The sequence below is a fragment of the Hymenobacter cheonanensis genome (genome assembly GCF_030581075.1).
Lineage (GTDB): Bacteria > Bacteroidota > Bacteroidia > Cytophagales > Hymenobacteraceae > Hymenobacter.
Genome location: NZ_JAUQSW010000004.1, coordinates 375,155 through 400,359, shown reverse-complemented (window position 1 = coordinate 400,359; position 25,205 = coordinate 375,155). Strand labels below are relative to the sequence as shown.

Genomic DNA, 25,205 nt, shown 5'->3' with positions numbered 1-25,205 from the left:
GAGCGGATTTCACGGATTTTGTGGACGCCGCTAAGATTTACGGTACACAAAAAAGGCTACCCATTTGGGTAGCCTTTTTTGTGATTAAGCTTATATAGTGGCAAGCATCAGCGGTGTCCACCAAATCCGTGAAATCCGCTGAAATCCGTGCTAATCCGTGATTAGAATTTGAGCCCTAAATCCAGGGCAAAAACGCTGTTTTTAATGCTTACGTCGCTGAAGCCCCGGTCTTTCTCAAAGTAGCGGTCAAGGTCAACTAATCCGTGGTGGTAGCTGATGCCTGTGAGCACTTTGGTGCTGTGGCCCAACTGGTACTCGGCTCCGATTGACCCTAGTACGTTAAAGTCAACGGCAAACACACGGTCAGACGCCTTCGTTTGGGCATTGGAATTGAAGGGGTCGTTGCTGTACTTATCGCCGTTGATGCGGGCCCCTACGGGCACCGCCACCGATGGGCCCACCTGGAAATACAAGCGGGTGCCCGGGGATATCTCGTTGGTGAAGAGCTTAATGGTTACTGGCAGCTCCAGGTAATCGATGCCTAGCTTTTGGGTAACGGTGGTGGTGCCCACCGAACCGGGCGTGCCAAGTACCGTTCCTTCTTTATAGGAGTACGAGCCGCCTTTACCCGTCAGAAACAAGCCGGTGTTGAAGGCGTAGTTTTCGCCGAAAAAATAATCGAGGAAAATACCGCCGCCGAAACCTATTTTGCTATTACCATTCTGGAAATCATTGCTTTGCGAGCTGGTACGCAGGTAGCTGATAGACGGAGATATTTTGAGGCCGATTTCAACTTGCGCGAAGGCAGCAGGAGCCACGGCGAGGGCGGCGAGGGTAAGAAATATTTTTTTCATAAGGTGGTGATAAGCACTACTTGGTACTAGGGAACGGGATAGGGCGTTGAACAAGTGTAATTTTGCACAAAAATACTCCGCGCTTGAAACTCTCTTCTTTTATTTTGGGGCTGCTGGCAGCGGCTGGGCTGCTAGCCGGCTGCCGCCAGGGCGCGGCCGATGGCTGCCGGCCCGACCCCGCCGCCGGTGCGCCCACCGCACCGCTGCACCTGACGCACCTCGAACGGACTTTCTTTCAGATTAAGAATCCGGCGCAAGGGTTGCATTTTATGCGGGCCAATCCGGTTTTTGGACGCTACTACCTGCAAGCCGGCCAAGCCCCGCCCGACACCCTGGCCAAGGCCCTGGCGCAGCTAGCCACCAACCCTGCCTTGCAGCAGCTGAGTCAGCAAACGGCGACGGCCTTCGCCGATTCGTCCGCTTTGCGCAAGGATATGGCCGGAATGTTTGGGCGGGTGAACTATTACTTTCCTGACTTTAAGACACCGCCCGTGGCCGCTACCTACGTGAGCGGGCTGCTGGGCAAGGATATCTATATCAATGACAGCCTGCTGGTTATCAGCATTGATTGGTTTGCCGGGCCGCAGGCCAAGTACCGGCCCGACCTGCCGCAGTATATGCTGCGGCGCTACCGCCCGGCCAACGTGCTGCCCACGCTAGCCCTGGCCGTGTCGAGCAAGTACAACCGCCACCAGCTCACTGCTACCTCGATGCTCGACCAGATGGTGGACCAGGGCAAGCGGCTCTACTTTGCGGGCCAGGTGCTGCCCTGCACCCCCGATTCGCTGCTGCTGGGCTATTCGGCGAAGGAGTTGGCGAATGTCAAATTCAACGAGGCGCGCATCTGGGGGCATTTTCTGGAGAACAATCTGCTCTTCAGCACCACGCCTTTCGTGATTCAGAAATACGTGGGTGAGCGGCCCAACGTGCCTGAGATTGACCGCACCTGCCCCGGCCGGGTGGGCCAGTGGGTAGGCCTGCAAATAGTGCGCAAGTACATGGCCGAGCATTCCGACGTGACGCTAGCCCAGCTGATGGCGCAAAAGGATACGCAACGATTGCTCAACGACTCGCATTATCGACCCAAAAAATAATGAGTGAATGAGTGAGTTGGTGAATGAATGAGTGTCTGTCTTTCTTATTCACTCATTCACCAACTCCCTCATTCACTCATTGAAGAAATGCACATCGCGGTTTTCAGCCAGTACCACACCAGCCCCGACTGCCCGGCCACCAGCCGGCACTACACGCTGCTGGCTGAAATTGCGCAGCACCACCGCGTAACACTGCTCACGACTCCTGCCTGGCGCAGCCAGCAGCTTACGCAGCAGTGGCCCTGGGTACCGCCGGGGGTGGAAATACTGGAGGCTAACATTCCCTACAACAACAAGATGGGCCCGGCGCGGCGGGCGCTGGCCTTTGCCCAATACGCGGCCTGGGCGGTGCGCGCTGGCCGCCGCCTGGCCCGGCCCGATGTGGTGTGGGGCATCAGCACGCCACTTACGGCGGCCTGGGCGGCGGCGCGGGTGGCGCGGCACTGGGGGGTGCCGTGGGTGTTTGAGGTGCAGGATTTGTGGCCCTCGTTTCCGGTGGCCATGGGCGCCGTGCCTACGGCACTGGCCCGGCAGCAGTTGTTCGCGCTGGAGAAAAGGCTGTATGAAAGCGCGGCGCACATCGTGCCCCTCTCGCCCGATATGAGCGCCTATGTAGCCGGGCTAGGCCTGCCCCCGGCCAAAATAACGACGCTGCTCAATGGTACCGACCTGCACCTGGCGGCCCGGGCCACACCCGCCGCGGTGGCGGCCCTGCGCCACGAGCAGGGGCTAGCCGGCCAGCGCATAGTGCTCTACGCGGGCACATTCGGCCGGGCCAATGACATGCCCACGGTGGTGGCGGCGGCCGAAGCCCTGGTGGCCGCTGAGCCGGGCGTGACGTTTCTATTTTTGGGGCACGGCTACTTTGCGCCGCTGGTAGCGGCGGCAGCGGCGCGCTGGCCGGGGCGCATCCGGCTGGTGGGCGGGCAGCCGCGGCACGCGGTTTTTACCTGGTTTGCGCTGGCCGATGTGGCCGTGGTTTCTTTCTTAGGCTTGCCGGTGCTCGATGCCAACTCGCCCGCCAAGCTCTACGATGCGCTGGCCGTGGCCACGCCGGTAGTGGTTACCAACCAAGGCTGGACCAAAACCCTGGTCGAAGCGCACGGCTGCGGCTGGTACACCCCAGCTGGCGATGCGCCGGCGCTGGCCAGCCGGCTGCAGGCGGCCCTTGCCGACCCGCAGGGCCTGGCCGCGGCCGGCGCGCGCGGCCAAGTCCTTGCCCGGACCGAATTTGACCGCAGGGCGCTAGCCGCGCAAATGCAGCGGCTGCTGGAACAGGCGGCGAGCCACCGCTAGGTAGCAAAAAAGAGCCGCCCGCAACTACTTGCGGGCGGCTCTTAACAAAAACGCAGGCTAGCAAATGCCTACTTGATTTTCACTTTGCGGCCGTTGCTTTTTACCCGGCCGGCGGGAATTACCGGCTGCACTACCGTGGTGGTAGGGGCGGGCGTAGCAGTGGTGGTAGTCGACTCGGTTGTGGTCGACGACGGCACGGTGGTTTGCACCGGGTAGGTCGAAGTCGTGGTTGCCGGCGTCGTGGTGGTCTGGCGGGTCGTGGTGGTCGTCGTGCCGGTTTGGGCGCTAGCCGAATAGGCACCAGCGGTCAGCAAAGCGGCGAGAACAAATAGCTTTTTCATGTCAGTAGTGTTTTCGGTGGAAAGAACTAAGCTGGCTTCCATGACGGAAACCGCTTTTGGTCTGCCTTTAACGACATGGTGAAAAAAAGGTTAATTCTCGGCCGCCTGGCGTACTTAACGCACTGCTAGCCTATGAAATGGGTACTTTTCGCAGAATGGCCTCAATCAGGTCGTGGGTGCGGATGCCGTCGGCCTCCGCCTCATACGTCATCAAAATGCGGTGATTGAGCACGTCGGCGGCCACATCCTTGATGTCTTCGGGCAGTACATAGTCGCGGCCGTCGAGGTAGGCCACGGCGCGGGCGGCGCGGTGCAGCGCAATGCTGGCGCGCGGGCTAGCCCCAAACTGCACAGCTTGGGCAAACTCGGGCAAGTCGTAGTCGGCTGGGCGGCGCGTGGCAAACACCAACTCAATAAGGTACTTCTCCAGCGTGTCCGAAATCTGCACCTGGTTTATCTGGTCGCGAATGCCAAAGATGTCCTCTTTGGTGAGCACCGGCTGCACATCGCCCTGGAACCCCATGTTGGCCATCCGGCGCATTACCTCCAGCTCGTCGGCCTTTTTCAGGTAGTCGACGTGCACCTTCAGCATAAAGCGGTCGACCTGCGCCTCGGGCAGCGGGTAGGTACCCTCTTGCTCCACAGGGTTTTGGGTGGCTAGCACCAGGAAAGGCCGGTCGAGCGGGTAGGTGGTTTCGCCGATGGTGACCTGATTTTCCTGCATCGCCTCCAGCAGCGCGCTCTGCACCTTGGCCGGCGAGCGGTTTATTTCGTCGGCCAGCACAAGGTTGGCGAAGATGGGTCCTTTCTTTACCTCGAATACCGACTGGTTCTGGTTGTAAATCATGGTGCCCACGAGGTCCGACGGCAACAGGTCGGGCGTGAACTGCACCCGCTGAAAATGCAGGTGCAACACCTGCGACAGAGTGCTCACGGTAAGTGTTTTAGCTAGCCCCGGCACGCCCTCCAGCAGGATGTGGCCGCCGGTGAAAACACCAATCAGCAGGCGGTTGACGAGGGCACGCTGGCCCACCACCACTTTTTCCATCTCGGCAAAGGCCTGGCGAATGAGGGGGCGGTAGTCGGGGGCGGAAGTAGGCTGCATGGGGCAAAGTAACGGCAGGCCCCGGGTTTGCGGGCCCGCCGCTGCATACTAGAAACACCCGTTGGCAACGTTGCCCGGCTAGCTAGGTGAAACCTTATTCCGCACTTTCCGTCGGCTTTTAGCCAACCCCGGCCGACTGTTTCCCGTTTGGAAAGCCATAATTCTGTTCCTTTACTGAAGCTGGGCGCGGCTTCACTTAGCTTTTTCTGCCTGTGTCAGTTTATCTACGGCGCTTTCTGTACGTTGTCTTTGGTCTGATTGCGCTGGTTTTGCTGCTGGTGGTTGGCGTGGTTGTGTACCTGCAATTTCCTGCTGGCCAAGACTTTGTAGCACGTCGCGCCGAAGGCTACCTGCGCGATAAGCTAAAAACTGAAGTACGGCTAGGCACCTTTCGCACCGATTTTCGGCACGCCATCAATTTCGACAACGTGTACCTGGCCGACCAGCAGCGCGATACGCTGCTGAGCGTGGGCCACCTGGGTGTGAGCGTCGATATTTTCGCGCTGCTCAAGAAGCAGGTCAATATCAAAGATGTAGAGCTGGAAAACGGCCGCGTGCGCCTGACCCGCACCGAACCCGACAGCGTTAATAACTACGACTTCATTATCAAGGCCTTCACCGACCCCACGGCGCCGGTCGATACTACCAGCTCGGGCCTGAAGTACGACATTGGGCGGGTGCACCTGGCCAATATCCTGTTTACGCAAAACGACCAAGTGGCTGGCTCCGACTTGCGCGCCAAGCTCGGCGACCTGCTGGTGAACATGGATGAGGTGGATGTGGATAACGCTGTGTATAAGGTGGATAACGTGGCCCTGCGCCACGCCGCCATCCGCATGGAGCAAATCAAAACCGCGCCCGAACTCGATAATAAGAAGCCGGAAGCGCCGCTAGCCCTCACGTTTGGCCTGAATAAAGCGACGCTGGAAGACGTGGCCTTTACTTATAAGAATGCCCCGGCCGCGCAGTATATCGACAGCAAAATCGGGCTAGCCGATGTCACGGCCAAGAATATCGACCTGAAAAACGAGCGCATCGACCTCGATAAGCTGACACTGAAGAACACCACTTTTGCCTACGCCCAGAACCAGAATGTGCCGGTATCCCAGCGCGTTATCAACCCCGCCGAGGCCGTGCGCAAGGTGGATGAGGCGGCCCAAAAAGCTACGGCCGCTCCTCTTAAGTGGCGCGTGACCCTGGCGCAGTCCGACATCAGCCAGGTGGCGGTGAACTTCGACAATTTCAACGACCCGAAGCTCAAAACCCGCTACCCGGCACTCGACTACAGCCACCTGCACTTCACTGACTTAGTGCTGAATACGCGCGACCTGACCTTTACCGAAAACCGCACAACGCTGAAGCTGGACAACCTGGCGGGCAAAGACCAGAGCGGCTTCGCCATCAGCTCGGCCCGGGCCAATGTGGTGTACGATTCGGTGCAGATTGCCCTGGACAGCCTCGATTTGATAACGCCCAACTCGCGCATCAAGCGTAGCCTGGGCTTGCGCTATAAGAGCCTGAGTGCCATTGCCGACGACCTGCCCAACCTGGGCCTGAGCGGCGATTTGCGCAACACCCGGCTAGGCTTCCGCGACATCTTATACCTGGTGCCGAGCCTGGCGAGCACGCCGCCCTTTACCACCGGCCCCAACCAAAGCATTTTGCTGAGTGGCCTGGTAACCGGCCGGCTGGGCGACCTGCTGGTGCGCAACCTCGACTTTGTGGGCCTGCGCAATACGGTGGTGCAGGCGCGCCGGGCGCACATCGTGGGCCTTCCCAATGTGGATGGCCGCTTGTACGTAGACCTTGATATTCAGAAATTTACTACCACGCGCGCCGACCTGCTGAGCGTGCTACCCAAGGGCACGGTGCCTGGCAATATCAGCATCCCCCCTAGCCTCTCGCTGAGCGGCACTTTTAAGGGGCGGCCCACTACGCTCGCCTTCGATACCAACCTAAAGCTGCGCTCGACCTACGGCAACGTGGCTTTCAGCGGCAAGCTGGGCGCCAAACAGGCCAACGGCCAGCAGCCGCTGGTGGGCACCTTTGCGGTACAGAATTTTGATGCGGGTAAGCTGCTGAAAGACCCGACTATCGGGCCCATTACGGGCACCGGGCGCATTAATGCCACCGGCAACTTGCAGGACCCCAACACCCTGGTGGGCAAGCTGACGGCCAACGTGCAGAGCGCCCGCTATAATGGCTATACCTACCACGGCGTGGCCACTTCGGTGGACATTGACCGGGGCAAGTACACGATTGCGGCCAGCAGCCACGACGACCCCAACCTCGACCTGGACCTGAAAGCGGTGGTGAACCTGCGCGACGCCAAGAACCCTAGCTACGAGGTAACGTCGCTGAACCTGCGCGGGGCCAACCTTACGGCGCTGGGCTTTTACACGGGTGGCAACTTAAAAGTACAAGGCGACCTACAGGCCAACCTGCGCGGCTCAAGCCTGAACACGATTAACGGGACGTTTAGCGGCGACCACATCGTGATTACCAAGGATAAGCAGCGCATTCCGCTCGACTCGGTGCAGGGGCGCATTGTGCAAACGGCTACCCGCACGGCCGTCGATTTCAACTCGAACGTGGCGGCCATCAAGCTTGATGGCAATGTGCACCTGGGCGATTTGGCCACGGAGTTGCAGCGGCACATCAACCGGTATTTTCACCTGGCGGGCGTGGCGCCGTTTCGGAATGAGCAAGGCAATCAGCAGTTTACGTACTCGCTGCGCGTGAAAAACACCCGGCTGGTGCGCCAGTTTGTGCCGGGGCTGCGGCGCTTGTCGCCCTTTGTGCTGGCCGGCGACTACAGCCGCGCCGCCGCCCGCCTCACGGCCAAAACCGACATTCGCTTTATTCGCTACCAGAACTACCGGCTCGACTCGCTCACGCTGGACGTGAACTCGGACCCTAGCAAGCTCGACTACGCGCTGCGCCTGGCGCGCGCCCGGCAAGACACGAGCCTGACGCTGCGCCGCCCCAGCATTGTGGGCAATGTGGCTGATAATAAGATTAATACCCGCGCCTCCATTTTGGGCGACAGCAGCAACCGCGAGCGGCTAGCCCTGGCCGGCGCCCTGGAGGTGCTGACGCAAGGCCGGGGCAGCGCCTACCAATTTGCCTTTGCCAACGACCAGATTATCAACTACGATACTTGGACGGCGGGCGCCGGCAACTACGTGCGCTACAACGCCGACGGCACCATTGTGGCCAACAACCTGCGCCTGACCAACGGTACCTCGGCCTTGGTGGTGCAGAGCCAGAACCCGGCCGTGAATACCTCACCGCTGGCCGTGCGCTTCGAGCAGTTCAACCTGGGCATCGTGAGCAAGGCCATCGGCCAGGCCGACTCTACGCTGGGCGGCACGCTGAATGGCGAGGCCGTGGCCCGTAACCTGGGCACCGCCAGGCAGGCTTTCACGGCCAACCTGACCATTAAGGATTTGCTGTATAATAAGATAGTGCTCGGCGACCTGGCTTTGCAGGCCAGCAACCCGGTGGCCGACCGCTACGACGTGAACGCTCGCCTGACCGGGGGCGGCGGCAATGACGTGACGCTGCGCGGGGCTTATCGCACGGCCGGCGCCAACCCGCTCGATTTTGTGCTCGACGTGGCCCGCCTGAACGTGAAAACGGCCGAGCCGTTCTCGGCCGGGCAGATAACGCAGGCCACCGGCTTTTTGAGCGGGCAGCTCACCATTGCGGGCACTACGAGCGCGCCGCAGGTGCGCGGCCAGCTCACGACCTCGCCCGACGCCAGCTTTGTGGTGCCGCAGCTAGGGTCGCCGTTCCGCCTGGTGAGCCAGCCGGTGACGTTTGACGACCGGGGCATCGCCTTCAACAACTTTACGGTGCTCGACTCGGCCGGCAACAAGGCCGTGGCCAATGGCTACCTGCTGACCAAAAACCTGGTGGACTACGCCTTCGACCTGCGCGTGACGACCAATAAGTTTCTGGCCGTGAAAAGCCGGCGCACCAAGGACAACACCCTGTACTATGGGCGCCTGGTGGTCGATTCGGAGACGCGCCTCACGGGGCCACTCTCGCTCATCAAAATTGACACCCGCGCCACGGTGGTCGATGGCTCGGACCTGACGGTGGAAAACCCCGCCGCCGACCCTAGCGTGGTGGCCCGCGAGGGCATTGTGCAGTTTGTGGACCTCAAGCCCCGGCCCAAGCCCCATCTGGTGGTGCTCAGCGAGCCCGACTCGACGAATACGAGCGCCATTGGCTACGACATTACGGCCACGATTACGATTAACGACAACACGCCGTTTACCTTCATCGTGGACCCGGTGAGCGGCGATAACCTGCGCGTGCGGGCGGCGGGCACCCTCACCACCACCCTCGACCCTAGCGGCAACCTGACGCTGACCGGCCGCCTCGACGTGCGCCGCGGCAAGTACAAGCTCTCGCTCTACGGCCTGGTGACGCGCGAATTCATCATCGCCCGCGGCTCGTCGATAGTCTGGAACGGCGACCCGTATAATGCCGACCTCAACATCACGGCTATCTACAAGATAAAAACGGCACCGGCCGAGCTGTTGGCCGGCCAGGGCAGCGACAGCCAGTATGCTAATACATTAGCGCGCAACGCTTTGCCTTTCAACGTAGCCATTAAGGTAACCGACCAGCTGAGCAAGCCGACCATTGGCTTCGACATTACGCTGCCCGAGGACCAGCGCGGGGCGCTAGGGGGCGAGGTAGAAGCCAAGCTGGCCCAGCTGCGCCAGCCCACCAACACCTCGGAGCAGAGCAAGCAGGTGTTCTCGCTGCTCGTGCTAGGGCGCTTCATTCAGCAAAACCCGTTTGAGACGACGGCCGGCGAGGGCATCATTGCCAGCCAGCTGCGCGGCTCGGTGAGCCAGGTGCTGACCGACCAGCTCCAGAGCCTGACCGGCAAGTACCTGGCTGGCCTGGGCCTCGACCTGGGTATTACCAACCAGGCCGACTACAGCACCGGCTCGGCCCAGAGCCGCACCGACCTGAATGTGGCCGTGCGCCGCCAGCTGCTCAACAACCGCCTCACCGTGCGGCTCGGCACCGACGTGCCGCTGAGTGGCAACACGGGCACCCAGGCCACGCAGGGCAGCAGCGCGGCCAGCAACTTTGCCGGCGACGTGAGCCTGGAATACACCCTGCTTAAGGATGGCCGCCTGCGCCTGCGCGCCTTCCGCCAGAATGCCTATGAGGACATCGACGGCAACATTGTGCGCACGGGGGCATCGCTGGTATTCCAGCGCGACTACAACAATTTCAAGGACTTGTTTGCCAAGCTCGCGCCCGAGGTAAAGCGGGAGCTGCGCGACTCGCGCAAGCAAGACAAGAAGGATACCGAGGAGCGCAAGCGCCACGAGCAGCAGCTGGCCGACTCGGCCGCCGCCGTCAACAACCCCAGCACCGTGCGCCGCGACACTACCCGCCGCGCCACGACCAGCCAGTAATTCAGAATGAAGTTTATTTATCAGCCTATCAACCTCTTGAGAACTTACCGCCGGGCCAGCGCCGGCCGGCTGGCTGGCCGCGGCGCGGCGCTGCTGGCCGGGCTGCTGCTGGCCTCGTGCTCGGGGCTGAAGTACATTCCGGAGGGCCAGAAACTATATACCGGCAGTAAGGTGAGCATCGACGCGCCCACCAAGCTACGCAACCAGGCTGCCCTGCAAACCGAGCTGGAGAGCGTGGTGCGGCCCAAGCCCAACGGCGCCATTCTGGGGCAGCGGCCCAAGCTGTATTTCTGGCACCTGGGCGTGGGCAAAAGCAAGGGGCTAGGCCACTTACTGGCCGATAAGTTTGGCGAGGCGCCGGTGCTGCTGAGCCAGGTGCAGGCCAAGCAAACGCGCGACCTGATGACCAACCGCCTCCAAAACCGGGGCTACTTCCACGGCTCGGTGAGCAGCAAGGTGGAGGAGCAGGAAAAAACGGCCCAGGTAAACTACACCGCTCACCCGGGCCAACAATATCTTATTCAAGACATTCGCTTTCCACTGGGCGATTCGCTACTGGAAAAAGCCATCCGGGGCACCCAGGCGGCTAGCCTGCTCAAGGCCGGCGACCCCTACGACCTCGACGTGTTTACCAACGAGCGGGTGCGCATCGACCTGGCGCTCAAAAACCAGGGGTTCTACTACTTCAACCCCAATTACCTGCTGTTTCAGGTCGATAGCACGCTGCAAGGCAAGGCCAATGTGTACTTTAAGATAAAGGGGGAGACGCCCGCCCGCGCCCGGCGGCCCTACTGGCTGAAAACCATTAGCCTGAACACCAACTACGTGCTCACCGACACTACCGAGCGCAACCCCGTCCGGTTTCAGAAGTACCTGTATTACCCTGACGAGGAAGTGTTTCGGGCGCGGGCCATTACGCGGGCCGTGTTTTTGTATCCCGACAGCCTGTTTCGGCAAAAGCGCCGCGACCAGACGCTGAGCCGCCTCATGAGCCTGGGTACTTTCCGCTTCGTCGAAATCAAGTTTCGGCCCTCGGCCGCCGGCGACTCGGCCGGCCGCGCCCGCCTCGACTCGGATATCTTGATGACGCAGCTCAAAAAGAAGAGTTTGCGCGCCGAGTTGCAGCTAGTGAGCAAGAGCAACGGCTTTACCGGGCCGGGCCTCACTATTCAGTACCGCAACCGCTCGGCGTTGCGCGGGGCCGAGCAGCTGCTCATCAACGCCGTGGCCTCGACCGAAACGCAGACCAAGGCGCCGGCCAACGCCGAAAGCCGCAGCAATACCGGTCTTATCTCCAATGAGTTTGGTATCAACGCCCAGCTTATCGTGCCGCGCCTCATTGCGCCTCACCTACCCTTTCTGAATCCGCGCCTGGTCAATTCTGACTTTCAGCCGCGCACCAACTTTGGGGCGGGCATTCGGTACGTGACGCGCACGGGCTACTTTGCTACCACCAGCTACTCGGCCAACTACGGCTATAGCTGGAAAACCAAGATTACCAACGAGCAGGAGCTTAAGCTGATAGACGTCTCGTACAACGCCGTTTCGACCGATACGGCGTTTGATAGGGTGCTGCGGCTGCGGCCGTTTCTCAAGCAGGCTTATCAGGCGCAGTTTATCCTGGCCAGCTCGTACCGCTACACCTACAACCAGCAAGTGCTGGAAAACCGCCGCCAGCAGATTTTCTTCCAGGGCATGGCCGAGGTCAGCGGCAACATTGCCAACGCCATCAGCAGCGCGGTGGTAGGTCAGAAGTCGCCTACCGAATATTACACCATTGCGGGTCAGCGCTTTGCGCAATACGCTAAGTTCGATTTGGAGCTGCGCGAGTACTACCGCATCAGTGCCAACCCCACCTCGGGCAACCGTATTGTGGGCCGCCTGCAAATTGGGGTGGGCCTGCCCTACGGCAACTCGGCGGGCGGCACGCTGCCGTATTTGCGCCAGTACGGCATTGGCGGCCCCAACTCCATTAGGGCCTACGCGGCGCGCCAGATTGGGCCGGGCTCGTACAAGCCGGTGGCGACCGACATTGTGAGCAATTACTACGACCAGGTGGGCGACCTGCGCCTGGAAGGCAACATTGAGTACCGCCAGGATTTGTTTCCCTACGTGAAGGGCGCCGTGTTTCTGGATGCGGGCAATATCTGGCTCGTGAATAACGACCCGCAGCGGCCGGGCGGGCAGTTTCAGGCCAGCACGTTTTTGCAGCAGCTAGCCGTGGGCACGGGCGTGGGCCTGCGCATCGACGTGCAGTTTTTCGTCATTCGCTTCGACTACGCCATTCCGCTGCGCGCCAACTACGGCACCCCCGACGACAAGACCGGCCGCCTGAACCTGGCCATCGGCTACCCGTTCTAAAACCGGGCTAGCCCCACCGCTAACAGCCAAGGCCGCGCCTGGTAGCCGCTGCGGCGCTACCGGGCGCGGCCTTGGCTGTTATGCAAGGGCACTCTGGCGCAGCACTCAGGGCGGCTGAATAAGTTGTTTGCAAGCCAGTACCGGGGTTAGCGCCTGCTTACTTTTGGCCCCTGCCTACTTCGAGGTAGGTACTTACTGAAACAGGACTATGGTAAAGCTCGCTCCCTTGCACCCCGAACACGTGGCGCACTTTTACCGCTGGCTCCGCGACCCGGAAGTCATTATGTATTCGCTCTCGGTTTTTCAAAGCCTGAAGACCGACGCCCAAATTGACCAGTGGTTTGCGGCCACCCTGCAGCAGGCCAATACCCTGAACTTGGGTATTTATTGGGAGGAAACCAACGCGTTGGTGGGCTATGCGGGCCTCACGGGTATTTCGGCCACGAACCAATCGGGAGAATACTTCATCTTTATCGGGGAGAAAGCCGCGTGGGGCAAGGGCCTGGGCACGGCAGTAACCAGGCAAATCGTTGACCTGGGCTTTACCAACTACCAGCTCAATCGCATTATGCTCACGGTTTCCGAACTGAACACGGGCGGGTTGAAAGCCTACACAAAAGCGGGCTTCCTCCTGGAAGGGCGGTTGCGACAGGCGGCTTGTCGGCAAGGCGTGTTTCACGATAAACTGGTGATGTCCGTGTTAAAAGAAGAGTGGCGGCCGCAAGAGAGTGCCGGCTACTAGGCCCGCCCAGACGCTAGAAGGACAATGCCCGACGCAGCCAAATGCCCTGTTCGCCGGCAGCCGGGGAGCTAGGCCAAGCAGCCTTTAATCCGCGCTTTCACCCAAGACCGCCAGCTTGGTGACTGCTATTTCGCCGGCACGTAGGTGAAGTTGAACATCCTGGCGTAGTCGGCCAGCGGCCCTAGCTCCATGGTGGCCCGGCGCTCATCTACGTGCGCCTCGTCCTGGATGGGGTAAAACTCCATTTTGCCCGTTGCGGCATTCGAGCGCACTTGGCTTCCATATACTTGCGGCTTATTCTGAAAGATTAGTACCCGGTCTTCCATCAACGCCAGCTCGCCTTTGCCCAGCTCGCCTTTGGCGGCCGCCTGCCGGATGAGCGGCAAGTACTCCTGAATAGTAGCCAGGTTGGAATGCTGCAGCACCAGAAAAGCCGTGCTGCTGCCGGCGCGGCCCACCAGGCTGGCACCCGGCCAGCCATACTGCGCAATAATGGCTTTCACCCGCGCTTCGTTTTGGGTGTCGTGCAGCTTCATTTGCTGGTAAAGCGAATCGAGCTGGGGCGCCCCGGCCGGGTAGCGCTGTTGCAAGGGGCCCAGCACGCGGCGCGGGCCCTGGTCCGACTCGTGCATGGCCTGTAGCTCGCGCTTGAGGGGAATATTCTGGGTGGCCTCGACGCGGGCCACGGCGGCTTCGGCCTTTTTCAATAACTGGGGCCAACGCTTGTCGGGGCGGAGGCTAGCCAGGTCGGGGTCGGTTTTGAGCTGCGTGAGGTTGTCCCAGCCCGCTTCGGTAGCGCGGTTCAGGTTGCGGAAGGCCTTGGTGGGCTCGCCGGCCAGCGCCCAGCTGCAGGCCGAGTTGTAGAGCTGGCCCGCCGAGGGCGGCGCGCCGGGCAGCGCAAACGCCTGCTCGTAGAGCTGGCCGGCCTGGCGAAAGTTATTGGCCATGTGGGCATTAAACGCCGCATTGACCAGGGCTGGCGCGGTAGCCTGGGCAAAGCCAGAGGCGCTGGCCAGCAAGCTCAGCAGCAAGATAAAACAGTAGTTCATGGCTAAAAGGAAACAAAAAAAGAGGTGAGTAGCAGTGTCAGATGGTGCAAGCGGAGCCGCTAGAAATGGTGCAAGCGGAGCCGCTTGCCCAGCCTGGCTGCCAAGACTTACGCAGAGCAACGCGCCCGGAAAAGGCCGCGAAATTGAACAGCACAAAGGACGCGCGGGGCTTCGTAAAGCACTGTTATTCTTTGTTAATGAATGTTAACGGCCCGGCCGGCGCCACCCGCGGGGCGTACTTTCGAGCTGCTTTTACCTGGGTATGCAACGCCGCCTTCGCTTCATTTTTGGGTTACTGGCCGTGTGCCTGCTGGGCAGCTACGGCTTTCAGGCGTACTGGCTCTACGGCAGCTACCAGCTGGCCACGGCGCAGGTGGAGCGCACGGCCCACGAGGCGCTCGAAGCCGTGGTGCAGCGCCAGCAGCTGAGCCGCACCCAAAAGGTGTTCAATATCCGGTTCAACGACTACGCTAGCCCCGGCGATGCCCCCGGCCGCCCCCACCACTGGCAAATAGAACAGCTTGATACCGGCCTCACGCCCGCGCAGGCCGGGCGCCCCTGGCCCGCGCCTAAGGCCCGCCCGGCAGCGCCCCCACCTACGCAAGCCATCCGCGCGGCCCGCACCGATTCGCTGGCCCGCCAGCTGTCGAGCTTCGTTATCAGCAACTGGCAGGGCAAGCAGCCGGTAAGCGTGGCCCAGCTAGCCCGCGCCTACCGCGCCGAGCTGCGGCGGCGCCAGGTAGCGCTGCCCTTTCGGCTCGATACGCTCACGGCCCCGGCCGCGGCGGTGGCGGCCGGGCGGGCGGGCTTTTCCATGCACACGCCCGCCGTGCAGCTCAACCCCGTGCGGGGCACGGCGGTGGTGGCCTCGTTTCGGCCGCCCCGGGCCTTTGTGCTGGGCCGCCTGGCCGGGGCGTTGGCGGGCTCGGCGCTGCTGCTAGGCCTCACCACGGGCTGCTTTGCCTTGATGCTGAGCACCATACTGCGCCAGAAAAAGCTCTCGGAGGTCAAAAGTGATTTCATCAACAACATGACCCACGAGCTGAAAACGCCGCTCGCCACGGTATCGGCGGCTGTGGAAGCGTTGCAGGATTTTGGGGCGCTGGCCGATGCCGAGCGTACCGCCACTTACCTCAGCCTGGCCCGGCACGAGCTGCACCGCCTGGCCAGCCTGGTTGACAAGGTGCTGCACATTGCCGTGGCCGAGCGCCCCGGCCACCCGCTGGCGCTGCACCCCGAGCCCCTGCACCCGGCCGAGCTGGTGGCTGAGCTGGTGCGGCGCCACGAGCTGCAAACCACTAAGCACGTGCGGTTTGACGTTAGCCTATCGCCCACTGACACCCTGCTGGCCGACCGCCTGCACCTGGCCGGCGCCCTCGACAACCTGCTCGATAATGCCCTCAAATACTCGGGCGACGATGTGCGCATCGGCGTGCACGGCCAGCCCGTGGCCGGCGGCTGGCAGCTCACGGTGGCCGACAATGGCCCCGGCATTGCGGCCAGCTACCAAGAGGCCGTTTTTGAGCAGTTTTTTCGGGTGCCGGCCGGCAATCTGCACCCCGTAAAGGGCTTTGGGCTAGGGCTCTACTACGTGCGGCAGGTGGTGGCCGCCCACGGCGGGCGGGTGCACGTGCGCCCCGCGCCGGGCGGCGGCAGCGCGTTTGTGGTGTGGCTGCCTGCTGCCATTACCACTTGATTATCAATCACTATCTACTACCAAAATGCCCATTCTCCTACTCGTTGAAGACGAGCTTTCGCTAGCCCGCATTGTGCAGGACAGCCTCGAAACGCGCGGCTTCACGGTGCACCACGCCGCCGATGGCGCGCGCGGCTGGGAGCTGTTTGGCGAGGTGCGGCCCGACCTGGTGGTGGCCGATGTGATGCTGCCCGTGCGCGACGGCTTTGCCCTGGTCACCCAGATTCGGCAGGTCGATGCGGCCGTGCCCATTCTGTTTCTCACGGCCCGCTCGCAGCCCACCGATGTGGTGCAGGGCTTCGAGCTGGGCGGCAACGACTACCTCAAAAAGCCCTTTAGCCTGGAGGAACTGGTGGTGCGCATTCGGGCGCTGCTGGGCCGGCCTCCGGTAGCCGTGGCTACGCCGGCGGCCGGGCCGCTGGCCATTGGCCGCTACCGCTTCGACCACCCGCAGCAGCGCTTGGCCCTGGCCGATGGCAGCCAGCCCGCCACCAGCCTCACCCACCGCGAGGCCGAGCTACTGAAGTGCCTGCTCGACCAGCGCAACCAGGTGCTGACGCGCACCGCCGTGCTGCAAGCCCTGTGGGGCCACGACAGCTTTTTCAACGGCCGCTCGCTCGACGTGTTCATCACCCGCCTGCGGCGCTACCTGCGCCACGACCCGCAGGTGCAAATCGTGAACGTGCGCGGCGTGGGCTACAAGCTGCTGGCCTGAGTCAGTGCTTTTGTTGATTGGGGCAATGTTCACGAGCGGCTTGGCTCTGAAGGAGCTGCGCTAGCTTGCCCAGCGTACTTATGCCAGGCTTTTACCAAGCTGTTAGTCAGCAAGTGAGTGGCTTCAACTTGTGGGTAAAAAGAGCCGCCAGCCACGCTGGCCCCCCTTAGCTGGGCACCGCTGGAGCTGGCGCCAGGGGCGTTAAAAGCGGCTGCTTATAAAATTCGGGCATTTCAACCTATCACAAACGTTTGTCCGGCTATCACAAACGTTTGCAGTATTTTATCATCTTATCTATTTCATAAACAGGCATTTATTGCACCAAGGAGGAAAGTAATTTTAGCCAATGGCTAGGGCCTTTTGCCGCGCTGGCATCAGTCCCGGCCCCCTCCTTTTCCCACCCAATATTGCTTCGCTATGAAGACACCTCAACGCATAGTTATTGCGCTGGTGGCCGCCCTGGGCAGCCACTTCACCCTTTTAGCCCAGAACGCCCCCGTGGTGGTGGAAGCCGAAACCGGCACCTCCACCAACCCGCCCACGCCCCTACCCAATACCACTACCGGCGATTGGGCCGTGCGCACGGCCGCCGCTTCGGGCTCAACTCCGGCCGTTACCTACATTACTTCGCTCAGCGACGTGTCGTCGGTGGCGGGGGGCGGCTCGGCCCCGGGCACGGCGGCGCGGGTGCTCACCTACACGGTTACCTTTCCGGGGCCGGGCACCTATGACTTGTACGCCCGCCTGCGGGTGGGGTCGGCCGGGGCTAATGACGACAGCTACTTCTACGCCAAATCGTTCGGCGCCAAGGACTTTGCCACTACCAGCGCCGACTGGGTGAATGCCAACGGCCTCTTCAACGTGGGCTACGTGGCGGGCGGTGCCCTAGCCGTAGACGGCACCGGCAGCGGCGGCACCGGCGTGTGGAAATGGGTCGATATGTCGAAGTTTATCGTGAACGGCAGCGCGGCTACCACCTTCACGGTGGCGGCCGGGGCGCTTACCCAAACGTTTCAGATTGGCGCCCGCGAAGACGGCCTGGACTTCGACAAGTTCGTGTTTGGGCAGTCGGGCTTGTTTTTTACGGTGGCTAACCTCGATGCCGGCGCTCAGGGCTCGACTACCGCGCCCGTGCAGTTTGTGCCGGCCGGCCCGCCGCTAGCCACTGGTAAGAGCAAGTACCTGGGCTGCGCCTACAGCGCGGCGCAATCGCCCAACTTCACGCGCTACTGGAACGCCGTGACACCCGAAAACGGCGGCAAGTGGGGCAGCGTAGAAGGCACGCGCGGCACCTTCAACTGGGCCGACCTCGACAGCGCTTATAACCGCGCCACCAAGTCGGGCAGCATCTTCCGGCTGCACACGCTCATCTGGGGCGCGCAGCAGCCCACCTGGATAGCCAGCCTGCCGGCCGCCGACCAACTCGCGGAAATCAAAATCTGGTTTGCCGCCCTGGCCGCCCGCTACCCCAAAATCGACTTTATTGACGTAGTGAATGAGCCCATCAACACGCCGCCCACCGGGCTGGTTACCATTGGCTCGCCCACTACGCCCACCGGCAGCGTAGACCCCACCGGCGGCGCCTACATCAACGCGCTAGGGGGCACCGGCACCACCGGCTACGACTGGATAATCACGTCTTTCCAGCTAGCCCGCCAGTATTTTCCCAGCGCCAAGCTCATGCTGAATGAGTACAGCGTGGAGAATTCTTCGACCCGCGCCGCTACTTACGTCAACATCATTAACCTGCTCAAAACCCGTGGCCTTATCGATGGCGTGGGCATTCAGGGCCACGCTTTCTCAACGGCGGGTCAAACGGCGGCTACTATCAATGGCAACATGGCCACGCTGGCGGGCCCGGGCGTGCCGCTCTACATCACGGAGTATGACAGCGATGGCCTCGACGACGCTGTGCAGCTGGCTGAGTATCAGCGGGTGTTTCCGCTGTTTTGGGAAAACCCCAACGTGAAAGGCGTGACGCTCTGGGGCTACCGCCCCGGCCACTGGCGCACGGCCCAGGGCGCACCCCTGGTAAATACCGACGCTACCGAGCGCCCCTCGCTGGTGTGGCTGCGCAACTACGTGAAAAGCACCGCCTTGGGCACCCGCGCCGCCAGCGCCGCCACGGCCGGCGCCTTCCTCTACCCCAACCCGGCGGCGGGTAGCGTAGTGCTGAACCTGCCGGCTAGCCTGGCCGCACAGGCCGTAGAGGTGGCCTTGTTCAACTCGCTGGGCCAAGTGGTGTTGCAGTGCCGCCTACCCGCCTCGGCCGAGAGTGCCCGCGCCCTGCCGTTGGGCGGCGTGGCTCCCGGCCTCTACACCCTGCGCCTACAAAGCAGCGCGGGCACCCTTAGCCAGCGCCTCACGGTAGAGTAACTGCCCGGGTTGGCCAGGCCCATTTTAAACCCCAACGGCCCCCTGGCAGCTCTGCCGGGGGGCCGTTGGGGTTTAGCAGAACCGGCGTAGGTTTTCAGCCTCTTGGCTACCTAAGTCCTGCTGCAATTGCCTTAGCGGCTACTGGCCCGCGCGGGGCGGCGCTACATTCGCTTTTCTTCTTCCCGTTTTATGCTTCGCAAACTTTTCCCCTTTCTGGCCGCGCTGCTCTGGCTAGGGCACCCGGCCGCGCAGGCCCAGTCTGTTTACTCGGCCACCGACCCGCTGGCGCACACCTTCAGCATTGTGGCCCGCGACCCGAAGACCGGCGAAATGGCCGTGGCCGTGCAAAGCCACTGGTTTTCGGTGGGCACCAGCGTGAGCTGGGGCGAGGCCGGCGTGGGCGTGGTGGCCACGCAGTCGTTTACCAATAAGTCGTTTGGCCTGCGCGGGCTAGCCCTGCTCAAGGGCGGCAAGTCGGCCCAACAGGCGCTGGATGAGTTGCTGCGCGACGACGAAGGCCGCGAGGTGCGCCAGGTCGCTATTCTCGACAACCAGGGCCGCGTGGCTACCCACACCGGCAAAAAATGCGTGGACATGGCCGGCCACCAGCAGGGCAACCAGTTTTCGGTGCAGGCCAATATGATGCTCAACGCCACTGTGTGGGGCGCCATGGCCAAGGCCTACGAAGCCAACGCCGCCCTGCCGCTGGCCGAGCGCGTGCTAGCCGCCCTCGACGCGGCCCAGGCTGCCGGCGGCGACATTCGGGGCCGGCAGTCGGCCGCCCTGCTCGTGGTGCGCGGCACCACTACCGAAGGCCCCTGGGCCGACCGCCTCGTGGACCTGCGCGTGGACGACGCCGCCCAGCCCCTGGTAGAGCTGCGCCGCCTGCTGAAGCTGCACCGCGCTACGACCACATGAATGCCGGCGACCTGGCGGTGGAGAAAAACGACATGCCGCTTGCCATCCAGGAATATCAGGCCGCCGAAAAGATGTTTCCTACTAACCTGGAAATGAAGTACTGGCACGCCATTACGCTGGCCAACAAGCAGCAGGTGCCCGCTGCGCTAGCCCTGCTGCGGCCCATTTTCCAGCAGGAGCCCAACTGGCGCACCCTTACCGAGCGCCTGCCCAAAGTGGGCCTGCTCACCGTGAGCCCGGCCGAGCTTAAACAGATTCTGGCGCTGAAGTAAGGAGCGGCCAGGGTGCTTTCTCGGGCGGCTAGCTGGCAACGGGCGCTTCCTTGCCGGTTATTTTGCGCCGGTGCGCCACACCCCAGTCGCGGAGCGCGAAGATGACGGGGTCCAGCGTCGAGGCGTAGGGCAGGGCGTCGTACTCGACCGTGACGGGCGGCCCCTGGTGCACCGTGCGGCGAATGAGCTGGTGGGCTTCCAAATCCTTTAACTCCTTGGACAGCACCTTGGAAGACAGCAGCGGAATGCTGCGCTCGATATCGCGAAAGCGGTGGTTGCCGCTACGGATGGCGACCAGAATCTGGAGCTTCCACTTGCCGTTGACAACATCCAGGGCATCGCGAAGGGGACCAATGACGGCTTGGCATTGGGAAGGAAAATGCGCTTCCATAAAGCTGAAAAGAGGTGCTTACCTAAAGGTAAGTGGTTCAGGGCTAACAATTGCTTACTTCCTGTAGTTTGCTTACCAAACACTAGCTAGTAACCTTAAGTTAGCAATACCAATCACCTGTACTGCGCCTGTGGCAGCAGCTTTTTTCCTTACTCCCAATGCATATTCTCCGCATCATTTCGAGCCCGCGCAAGGGCGAGTCGTACAGCATCAAGCTCGGCAACGGCATCGTTGAGAAGCTCCAGGCCGCCAACCCCGGTAGCACGGTGCAAGTCCGCGACCTCACCAACAAGCCCTTCCCCCACCTGGAGGAGGCGCATTTACAGTCGTTCTTCACGCCGGCCGAGAGCCGCACACCCGAGCAGCGGGAAGCCGTACGCCACTCCGACGAGTCTATCGCCGAAATTATGGCCGCCGACGTGCTCGTTATCGACGCGCCGCTCTACAACTTCGGCATTCCGTCGACGCTCAAAGCCTGGATTGACCACATTGCCCGCGCCGGCATCACGTTCCGCTACAGCGCCGCCGGCCCCGAGGGCTTGGTAAAAGGCAAAAAAGTGTACGTGGCCATGTCGAGCGGCGGCGTGTACTCCGAAGGCCCCATGACTTCCTACGACTTCGTGGCCCCGTACCTGAAAACGGTGCTCGGCTTCCTGGGCATGACCGACGTAACGGTAGCGCGCGTGGAAGGCACCGGCAACCCTGAGTTGCAGCCCACGGCCCTGCAAAAAGGCCTGGATAGCGTAAGCATCTAACTACTAAGCCCGCTGCCGTCCTCGACAGCGGCCATTAAAAAAGGCTGGCAGTGGCCGTCCCCAGTGTTCATTTACACTTGGAGCGGCCGCTGCCAGCCTTTTTTGCGTTAAGCCCGCGGCGGAGCTTCGCCGCACTTATCCATTTTATCACTCTCTAGTCTTCTATGCGCCAAATTTTTACGTTGCTATGGCTGCTTGCAGCCTTCGCCGCCCAGGCCCAAACCAAGCCGGCGGCCAGCCCGGTACCGCACCACTTTTTCACGCTCACCAATTTCAAAACCGAGGGCGGCGCCGTGCTGCCGCAGGCGCGGGTGGGCTACGGCACCTACGGCCACCTAAACGCCCGGCGCGACAATGCCGTGCTGCTGCCCTCGCATTACATGGCCGGGCACCGGGGCTACGAGTGGCTTATCGGCCCAGGCAAGTGCTTGGATACCACCAAGTTGTTTCTGGTCACAACCGAGCTTTTTGGCAACGGCCGCTCGTCCTCCCCCAGTAACACGCCCGAGCCGTTTCACGGCCCGCGCTTCCCGGTGATGACCATTCGCGACAACGTGCAGGCCGTGCATGAGCTGTTGACCAAAGAACTGAAAATAACCCATCTGCGCGCGCTCATCGGCTTCTCGATGGGCGCCGAGCAAGCGTTTCAGTGGGCCGTGAGCTACCCCACCTTCGCCGACCGCATCGTGGCTACCTCGGGCACGGCCAAAAACTACCCGCACGGCGTGGTGCGCCTCGAAGGCCAGATTGCCGCCCTCACCGCCGACGCGGCTTTCCAAAACGGCGACTACACCGCGCCGCCCACCAAAGGCATCGAGGCCTTTGCCACCGTCTGGACGGGCTGGCTCTTCTCGCAGGAGTGGTGGCGCAAAGAGCTGTGGCGCAGCGAAGAAAAGCCCGGCGTCACCTTCGAGCAGGTACTCAATAATTACCGCACGCACTTCATCCCCGGCGCCGACGCCAACGACCTCATCGCCCAGATGCGCACCTGGGAGTACCACAACGTAGGCACTAGCCCCGGCTTCGGCGGCGATGTCGAAAAGGCGCTGCGCTCCATTAAAGTACCTATTCTCTACATGCCTTCCGAAACCGATTTGTACTTTCCGGTGGGCGATGCGCGCTACGAGGCGGCGTTTATACCGGGCGTGCAGCTGCTGCCTATTCCCTCCTTGTGGGGCCACACCGCCGGCGCCGCCAGCAACCCCGCCGACGCGAAGTTTCTGAACGAGAACGTCGGGAAGTTTCTGGCTGACAACACGCAGAAATAAACACGCGGGTCATGCTGACGAAGGAAGCATCTCGCTCGCACCGCTAGGGTCATTTGCCTAACGATGCGAACGAGATGCTTCACTTTGTTCAGCATGACAGCCGTTTTTTGATTTATAACCGCAGCTTACTTCTTCTTATCGAAAATGCTCTTGGGCAGCAGCATGTGCGCGCCGCGGGTGCCGTCTACTACCTGCGTCACGTTGAGGTCGGCGGCCACGCTGCACAGCATGTAGGCATCGTCTTTCGTCATGCCTTTCGTTTTCATCAGGAAATCAATCATTTCGCGCACTGCCTGCTTGCTGGCTAGGGTCAAATCCTCGTTCAGGCCCATGCTGATGTAGTGGGTCGGCGTTTCGGCGCGGGGCACCGTGAGGTGCATGTCTTTGTGCACGATAAACTCCAGGTTGCCGACCAGCGACGTTTCGAGCGCCGTAATGTCGACCTCGCCGTTGCCCTGCCCGGCGTGGCCGTCGCCCACGAAAAACAGCGCGCCCGGCACGTGCACCGGCAGGTAGAGCGTAGTGCCTACCACCAAGTCTTTGTTATCGAGGTTGCCGCCGAAGATGCCGGGCGGCGCGCTGTTTACGCGGCCCATCGCCACGGGCGGCGCCACGCCCATGCTACCAAAAAACGGGTGCAGCGGAATTTCAATACCCGGCGCAAAGTCGGCCACCATCCGTTTCTTATCGAGCGGAATAATCTTCATTTTGGCGTAGCCAAAGTCTTCGGGAATAAACCCGCTCTTCGGCCCGAAGCCATTGTAAGCGTAGGGAATGGCCAGCTCAATGGCTTTGATGCGCACTTCCAGCACATCACCCGGCTCGGCGCCTTCCACAAAAATGGGCCCGGTGAGGATGTGCCCGCCTGGCCCCTTATTGGTCACCTTGTCATAGATGTCGCGCAGCGACTGCTCGACCTGCGCCGGGGCCACGCCCGCGCCTTCGAGGCGCGTGGGGCTGGAAGTCAGCAGGGTATGCACCTGCACCGTCTCGCCCGATTTGATGCGCAGCACGGGCTGGGCCGCCGCATCGTAGTACCCCCAGGCAGCGGTGGCGGGCGTAATCAGCAGTTCATGCTGGGCTTTGGGCAGGCGTTGAGCCTGAGCGGCGAGGCTAGCCAGCAGCGTAGTGGCGAGCAGAAGAAATTGGGCAGATTTTTTCATTGCTGAAAAGTACGCGCCGCATCTCTACTAACTGTCATTGCGAGCGCAACGCAGTGGAGCGTGGCAATCTCTCCTTCACGCTTGGGTTACTAATCCAACGACAAAGAAAGATTACTGCGCTCCACTGCGTTGCGCTCGCAATGACAGACGATTTGTGTTAGCTATTCATCACCCGCTCTTGGCGCATCACCGACTCCAGGTGGACGGCCTCCATGTAGCGCTCCACAAACTCTGCGGTGAGGCCCACTTGCGCGCCCTGGCGCTTGCTGCGCTCCAGAATCTCGTTGAGGCGGGCAGTTTGCAGGATGGTAATGTCGTTCTCCTTCTTGTACTGGCCAATTTTCTCGGCCACGGCCATGCGGCGGCCCAGCAGCTGCATCACCTCGGCGTCGAGGTTGTTGATTTGCTCGCGCAGGCCGGCCAGCGCGTTCACAAATTCTTCTTTATCAGTGGTTTCGTGGCGCCACACCAGGTCGGTGATGAGCTGCTTGAGCACCTCGGGCGTGATTTGCTGCTTGGCATCGCTCCAGGCATTGTCGGGGTCGATATGGCTCTCAATCATCGTCCCATCAAAGTCCAGGTCCAATGCCTGCTGCGCCACGCCAAACAGCGTATCGCGGCGGCCGCAGATGTGGCTAGGGTCGTTGAGGATGGGCATGTCGGGCATGCGGCGCTTCATCTCGATGGGCAGGTGCCACATTGGCGCGTTGCGGTAGTCGGTGTTGCCGTAGCTCGAAAACCCGCGGTGAATCATACCAACCTGCTTCAAACCAGCCTTTTGCAAGCGCTCGATGGCACCTACCCACAGTTCCAGCTCGGGGTGAATGGGGTTTTTGACCAGCACCGGAATATCCACGCCGCGCAGGGCATTGGCGATTTCCTGTACCGAAAACGGGTTGCCGGTGGTGCGCGCGCCCACCCACACCAGGTCCACGCCGAAGGCCAGGCAGTCTTCCACATGCTTGGCGGTGGCTACTTCCACGGCCACCGGCAGGCCGGTGAGCTCGCTAGCCTTCTTGAGCCAGGGTAGGCCCTTGGCCCCTACGCCCTCGAAGCCGCCGGGCTTGGTGCGGGGCTTCCAGATGCCGGCGCGCAGGGCCTGCACCTTGCCGGTGGCGGCCAGGCGCTGGCAGGTTTCGAGTACTTGCTCCTCGGTTTCGGCCGAGCAGGGGCCGGAGATGAGGAAAGGCTTATCCTCGGGCTTGCGGTTGAAAAGGTCGTTGAACATGGGGTGTTGAGTTGATTGCTAGTTAAGTAGTAATTCACGATTGTCCTTGCGAGCAGCGCGAAGCAATCGCATCAAGACGAGCTGCTCGGGTTCCGTATAGGTGCGATTGCTTCGCGCTGCTCGCAAGGACA

At 61.6% G+C, this 25,205-nt stretch carries 19 protein-coding genes; 12 read left to right on the top strand and 7 right to left on the bottom strand.

Features of this window, described 5'->3' with window-relative positions:
* Positions 1–161: 161 nt before the first annotated feature.
* The gene (locus Q5H89_RS10520) at positions 162–854 is read right to left on the bottom strand and encodes a porin family protein (RefSeq protein WP_305019266.1); all 693 of its coding nucleotides are present in this window, start codon (positions 852–854) and stop codon (positions 162–164) included.
* Between the two features lie 83 nt (positions 855–937).
* On the opposite strand from Q5H89_RS10520, the gene Q5H89_RS10515 reads away from it, so the two are divergent.
* Positions 938–1,948 carry a gliding motility protein GldB-related protein gene (locus tag Q5H89_RS10515; RefSeq protein WP_305019265.1) on the top strand — a complete coding sequence of 337 codons (1,011 nt, stop codon included), beginning with the start codon at positions 938–940 and terminating at the stop codon, positions 1,946–1,948.
* 87 nt (positions 1,949–2,035) lie between these two features.
* Positions 2,036–3,244, top strand: a complete 1,209-nt coding sequence (locus tag Q5H89_RS10510; protein WP_305019264.1) for a glycosyltransferase family 4 protein — start codon at positions 2,036–2,038, stop codon at positions 3,242–3,244.
* A 68-nt stretch (positions 3,245–3,312) separates the two neighbouring features.
* Here Q5H89_RS10510 and Q5H89_RS10505 read toward each other — a convergent pair whose 3' ends face one another.
* Together Q5H89_RS10505 and Q5H89_RS10500 are read right to left on the bottom strand one after the other, a co-directional pair.
* On the bottom strand, positions 3,313–3,585 hold the full coding sequence (locus Q5H89_RS10505) for a hypothetical protein (RefSeq protein WP_305019263.1): 273 nt from the start codon (positions 3,583–3,585) through the stop codon (positions 3,313–3,315).
* Positions 3,586–3,715: 130 nt separating this feature from the next.
* A complete protein-coding gene (locus Q5H89_RS10500; RefSeq protein WP_305019262.1) occupies positions 3,716–4,690 on the bottom strand; it encodes an AAA family ATPase in 975 nt (324 codons plus the stop codon).
* Between the two features lie 212 nt (positions 4,691–4,902).
* Here Q5H89_RS10500 and Q5H89_RS10495 point away from each other — a divergent pair, with 212 nt between their 5' ends.
* The 3 genes from Q5H89_RS10495 (at position 4,903) to Q5H89_RS10485 (ending at position 13,243) form a co-directional block, all read left to right on the top strand.
* Positions 4,903–10,140: a translocation/assembly module TamB domain-containing protein gene (locus tag Q5H89_RS10495; RefSeq protein ID WP_305019261.1), complete on the top strand. Its 5,238-nt coding sequence runs from the start codon at positions 4,903–4,905 to the stop codon at positions 10,138–10,140.
* Positions 10,141–10,146: 6 nt separating this feature from the next.
* Complete coding sequence (tamL, locus tag Q5H89_RS10490; RefSeq protein ID WP_305019260.1) at positions 10,147–12,501, top strand: translocation and assembly module lipoprotein TamL; 2,355 nt, start codon at positions 10,147–10,149, stop codon at positions 12,499–12,501.
* Positions 12,502–12,709: 208 nt separating this feature from the next.
* Positions 12,710–13,243 carry a GNAT family N-acetyltransferase gene (locus tag Q5H89_RS10485; protein WP_305019259.1) on the top strand — a complete coding sequence of 178 codons (534 nt, stop codon included), beginning with the start codon at positions 12,710–12,712 and terminating at the stop codon, positions 13,241–13,243.
* Positions 13,244–13,368: 125 nt separating this feature from the next.
* Here Q5H89_RS10485 and Q5H89_RS10480 read toward each other — a convergent pair whose 3' ends face one another.
* On the bottom strand, positions 13,369–14,292 hold the full coding sequence (locus Q5H89_RS10480; RefSeq protein WP_305019258.1) for a DUF6624 domain-containing protein: 924 nt from the start codon (positions 14,290–14,292) through the stop codon (positions 13,369–13,371).
* A gap of 262 nt (positions 14,293–14,554) precedes the next feature.
* Between Q5H89_RS10480 and Q5H89_RS10475 the strand changes: the two genes are divergently transcribed.
* The 5 genes from Q5H89_RS10475 (at position 14,555) to Q5H89_RS23250 (ending at position 20,269) form a co-directional block, all read left to right on the top strand.
* A complete protein-coding gene (locus Q5H89_RS10475; protein ID WP_305019257.1) occupies positions 14,555–15,988 on the top strand; it encodes a sensor histidine kinase in 1,434 nt (477 codons plus the stop codon).
* Positions 15,989–16,013: 25 nt separating this feature from the next.
* Positions 16,014–16,703, top strand: coding sequence for a response regulator transcription factor (locus Q5H89_RS10470; RefSeq protein WP_305019256.1), 690 nt, complete (start codon positions 16,014–16,016; stop codon positions 16,701–16,703).
* Between the two features lie 417 nt (positions 16,704–17,120).
* Positions 17,121–19,079 carry an endo-1,4-beta-xylanase gene (locus Q5H89_RS10465; RefSeq protein WP_305019255.1) on the top strand — a complete coding sequence of 653 codons (1,959 nt, stop codon included), beginning with the start codon at positions 17,121–17,123 and terminating at the stop codon, positions 19,077–19,079.
* Positions 19,080–19,268: 189 nt separating this feature from the next.
* Complete coding sequence (locus Q5H89_RS10460) at positions 19,269–19,997, top strand: DUF1028 domain-containing protein (protein WP_369810656.1); 729 nt, start codon at positions 19,269–19,271, stop codon at positions 19,995–19,997.
* On the top strand, positions 19,994–20,269 hold the full coding sequence (locus Q5H89_RS23250; RefSeq protein WP_369810655.1) for a hypothetical protein: 276 nt from the start codon (positions 19,994–19,996) through the stop codon (positions 20,267–20,269). The genes Q5H89_RS10460 and Q5H89_RS23250 overlap by 4 nt, the downstream gene beginning before the upstream one ends.
* A 28-nt stretch (positions 20,270–20,297) precedes the next feature.
* Here the strand turns inward: Q5H89_RS23250 and Q5H89_RS10455 are convergent, their stop codons facing one another.
* Complete coding sequence (locus Q5H89_RS10455) at positions 20,298–20,660, bottom strand: winged helix-turn-helix transcriptional regulator (protein ID WP_305019254.1); 363 nt, start codon at positions 20,658–20,660, stop codon at positions 20,298–20,300.
* Positions 20,661–20,818: 158 nt separating this feature from the next.
* Between Q5H89_RS10455 and Q5H89_RS10450 the strand changes: the two genes are divergently transcribed.
* Together Q5H89_RS10450 and Q5H89_RS10445 are read left to right on the top strand one after the other, a co-directional pair.
* Positions 20,819–21,415, top strand: a complete 597-nt coding sequence (locus tag Q5H89_RS10450) for an FMN-dependent NADH-azoreductase (RefSeq protein WP_305019253.1) — start codon at positions 20,819–20,821, stop codon at positions 21,413–21,415.
* Positions 21,416–21,579: 164 nt separating this feature from the next.
* Positions 21,580–22,683, top strand: a complete 1,104-nt coding sequence (locus Q5H89_RS10445) for an alpha/beta fold hydrolase (RefSeq protein ID WP_305019252.1) — start codon at positions 21,580–21,582, stop codon at positions 22,681–22,683.
* Between the two features lie 125 nt (positions 22,684–22,808).
* Here the strand turns inward: Q5H89_RS10445 and Q5H89_RS10440 are convergent, their stop codons facing one another.
* The gene (locus Q5H89_RS10440) at positions 22,809–23,846 is read right to left on the bottom strand and encodes an acetamidase/formamidase family protein (RefSeq protein ID WP_305019251.1); all 1,038 of its coding nucleotides are present in this window, start codon (positions 23,844–23,846) and stop codon (positions 22,809–22,811) included.
* A gap of 157 nt (positions 23,847–24,003) precedes the next feature.
* Positions 24,004–25,074: a chorismate mutase gene (locus tag Q5H89_RS10435; RefSeq protein WP_305019250.1), complete on the bottom strand. Its 1,071-nt coding sequence runs from the start codon at positions 25,072–25,074 to the stop codon at positions 24,004–24,006.
* Positions 25,075–25,205: the final 131 nt, after the last annotated feature.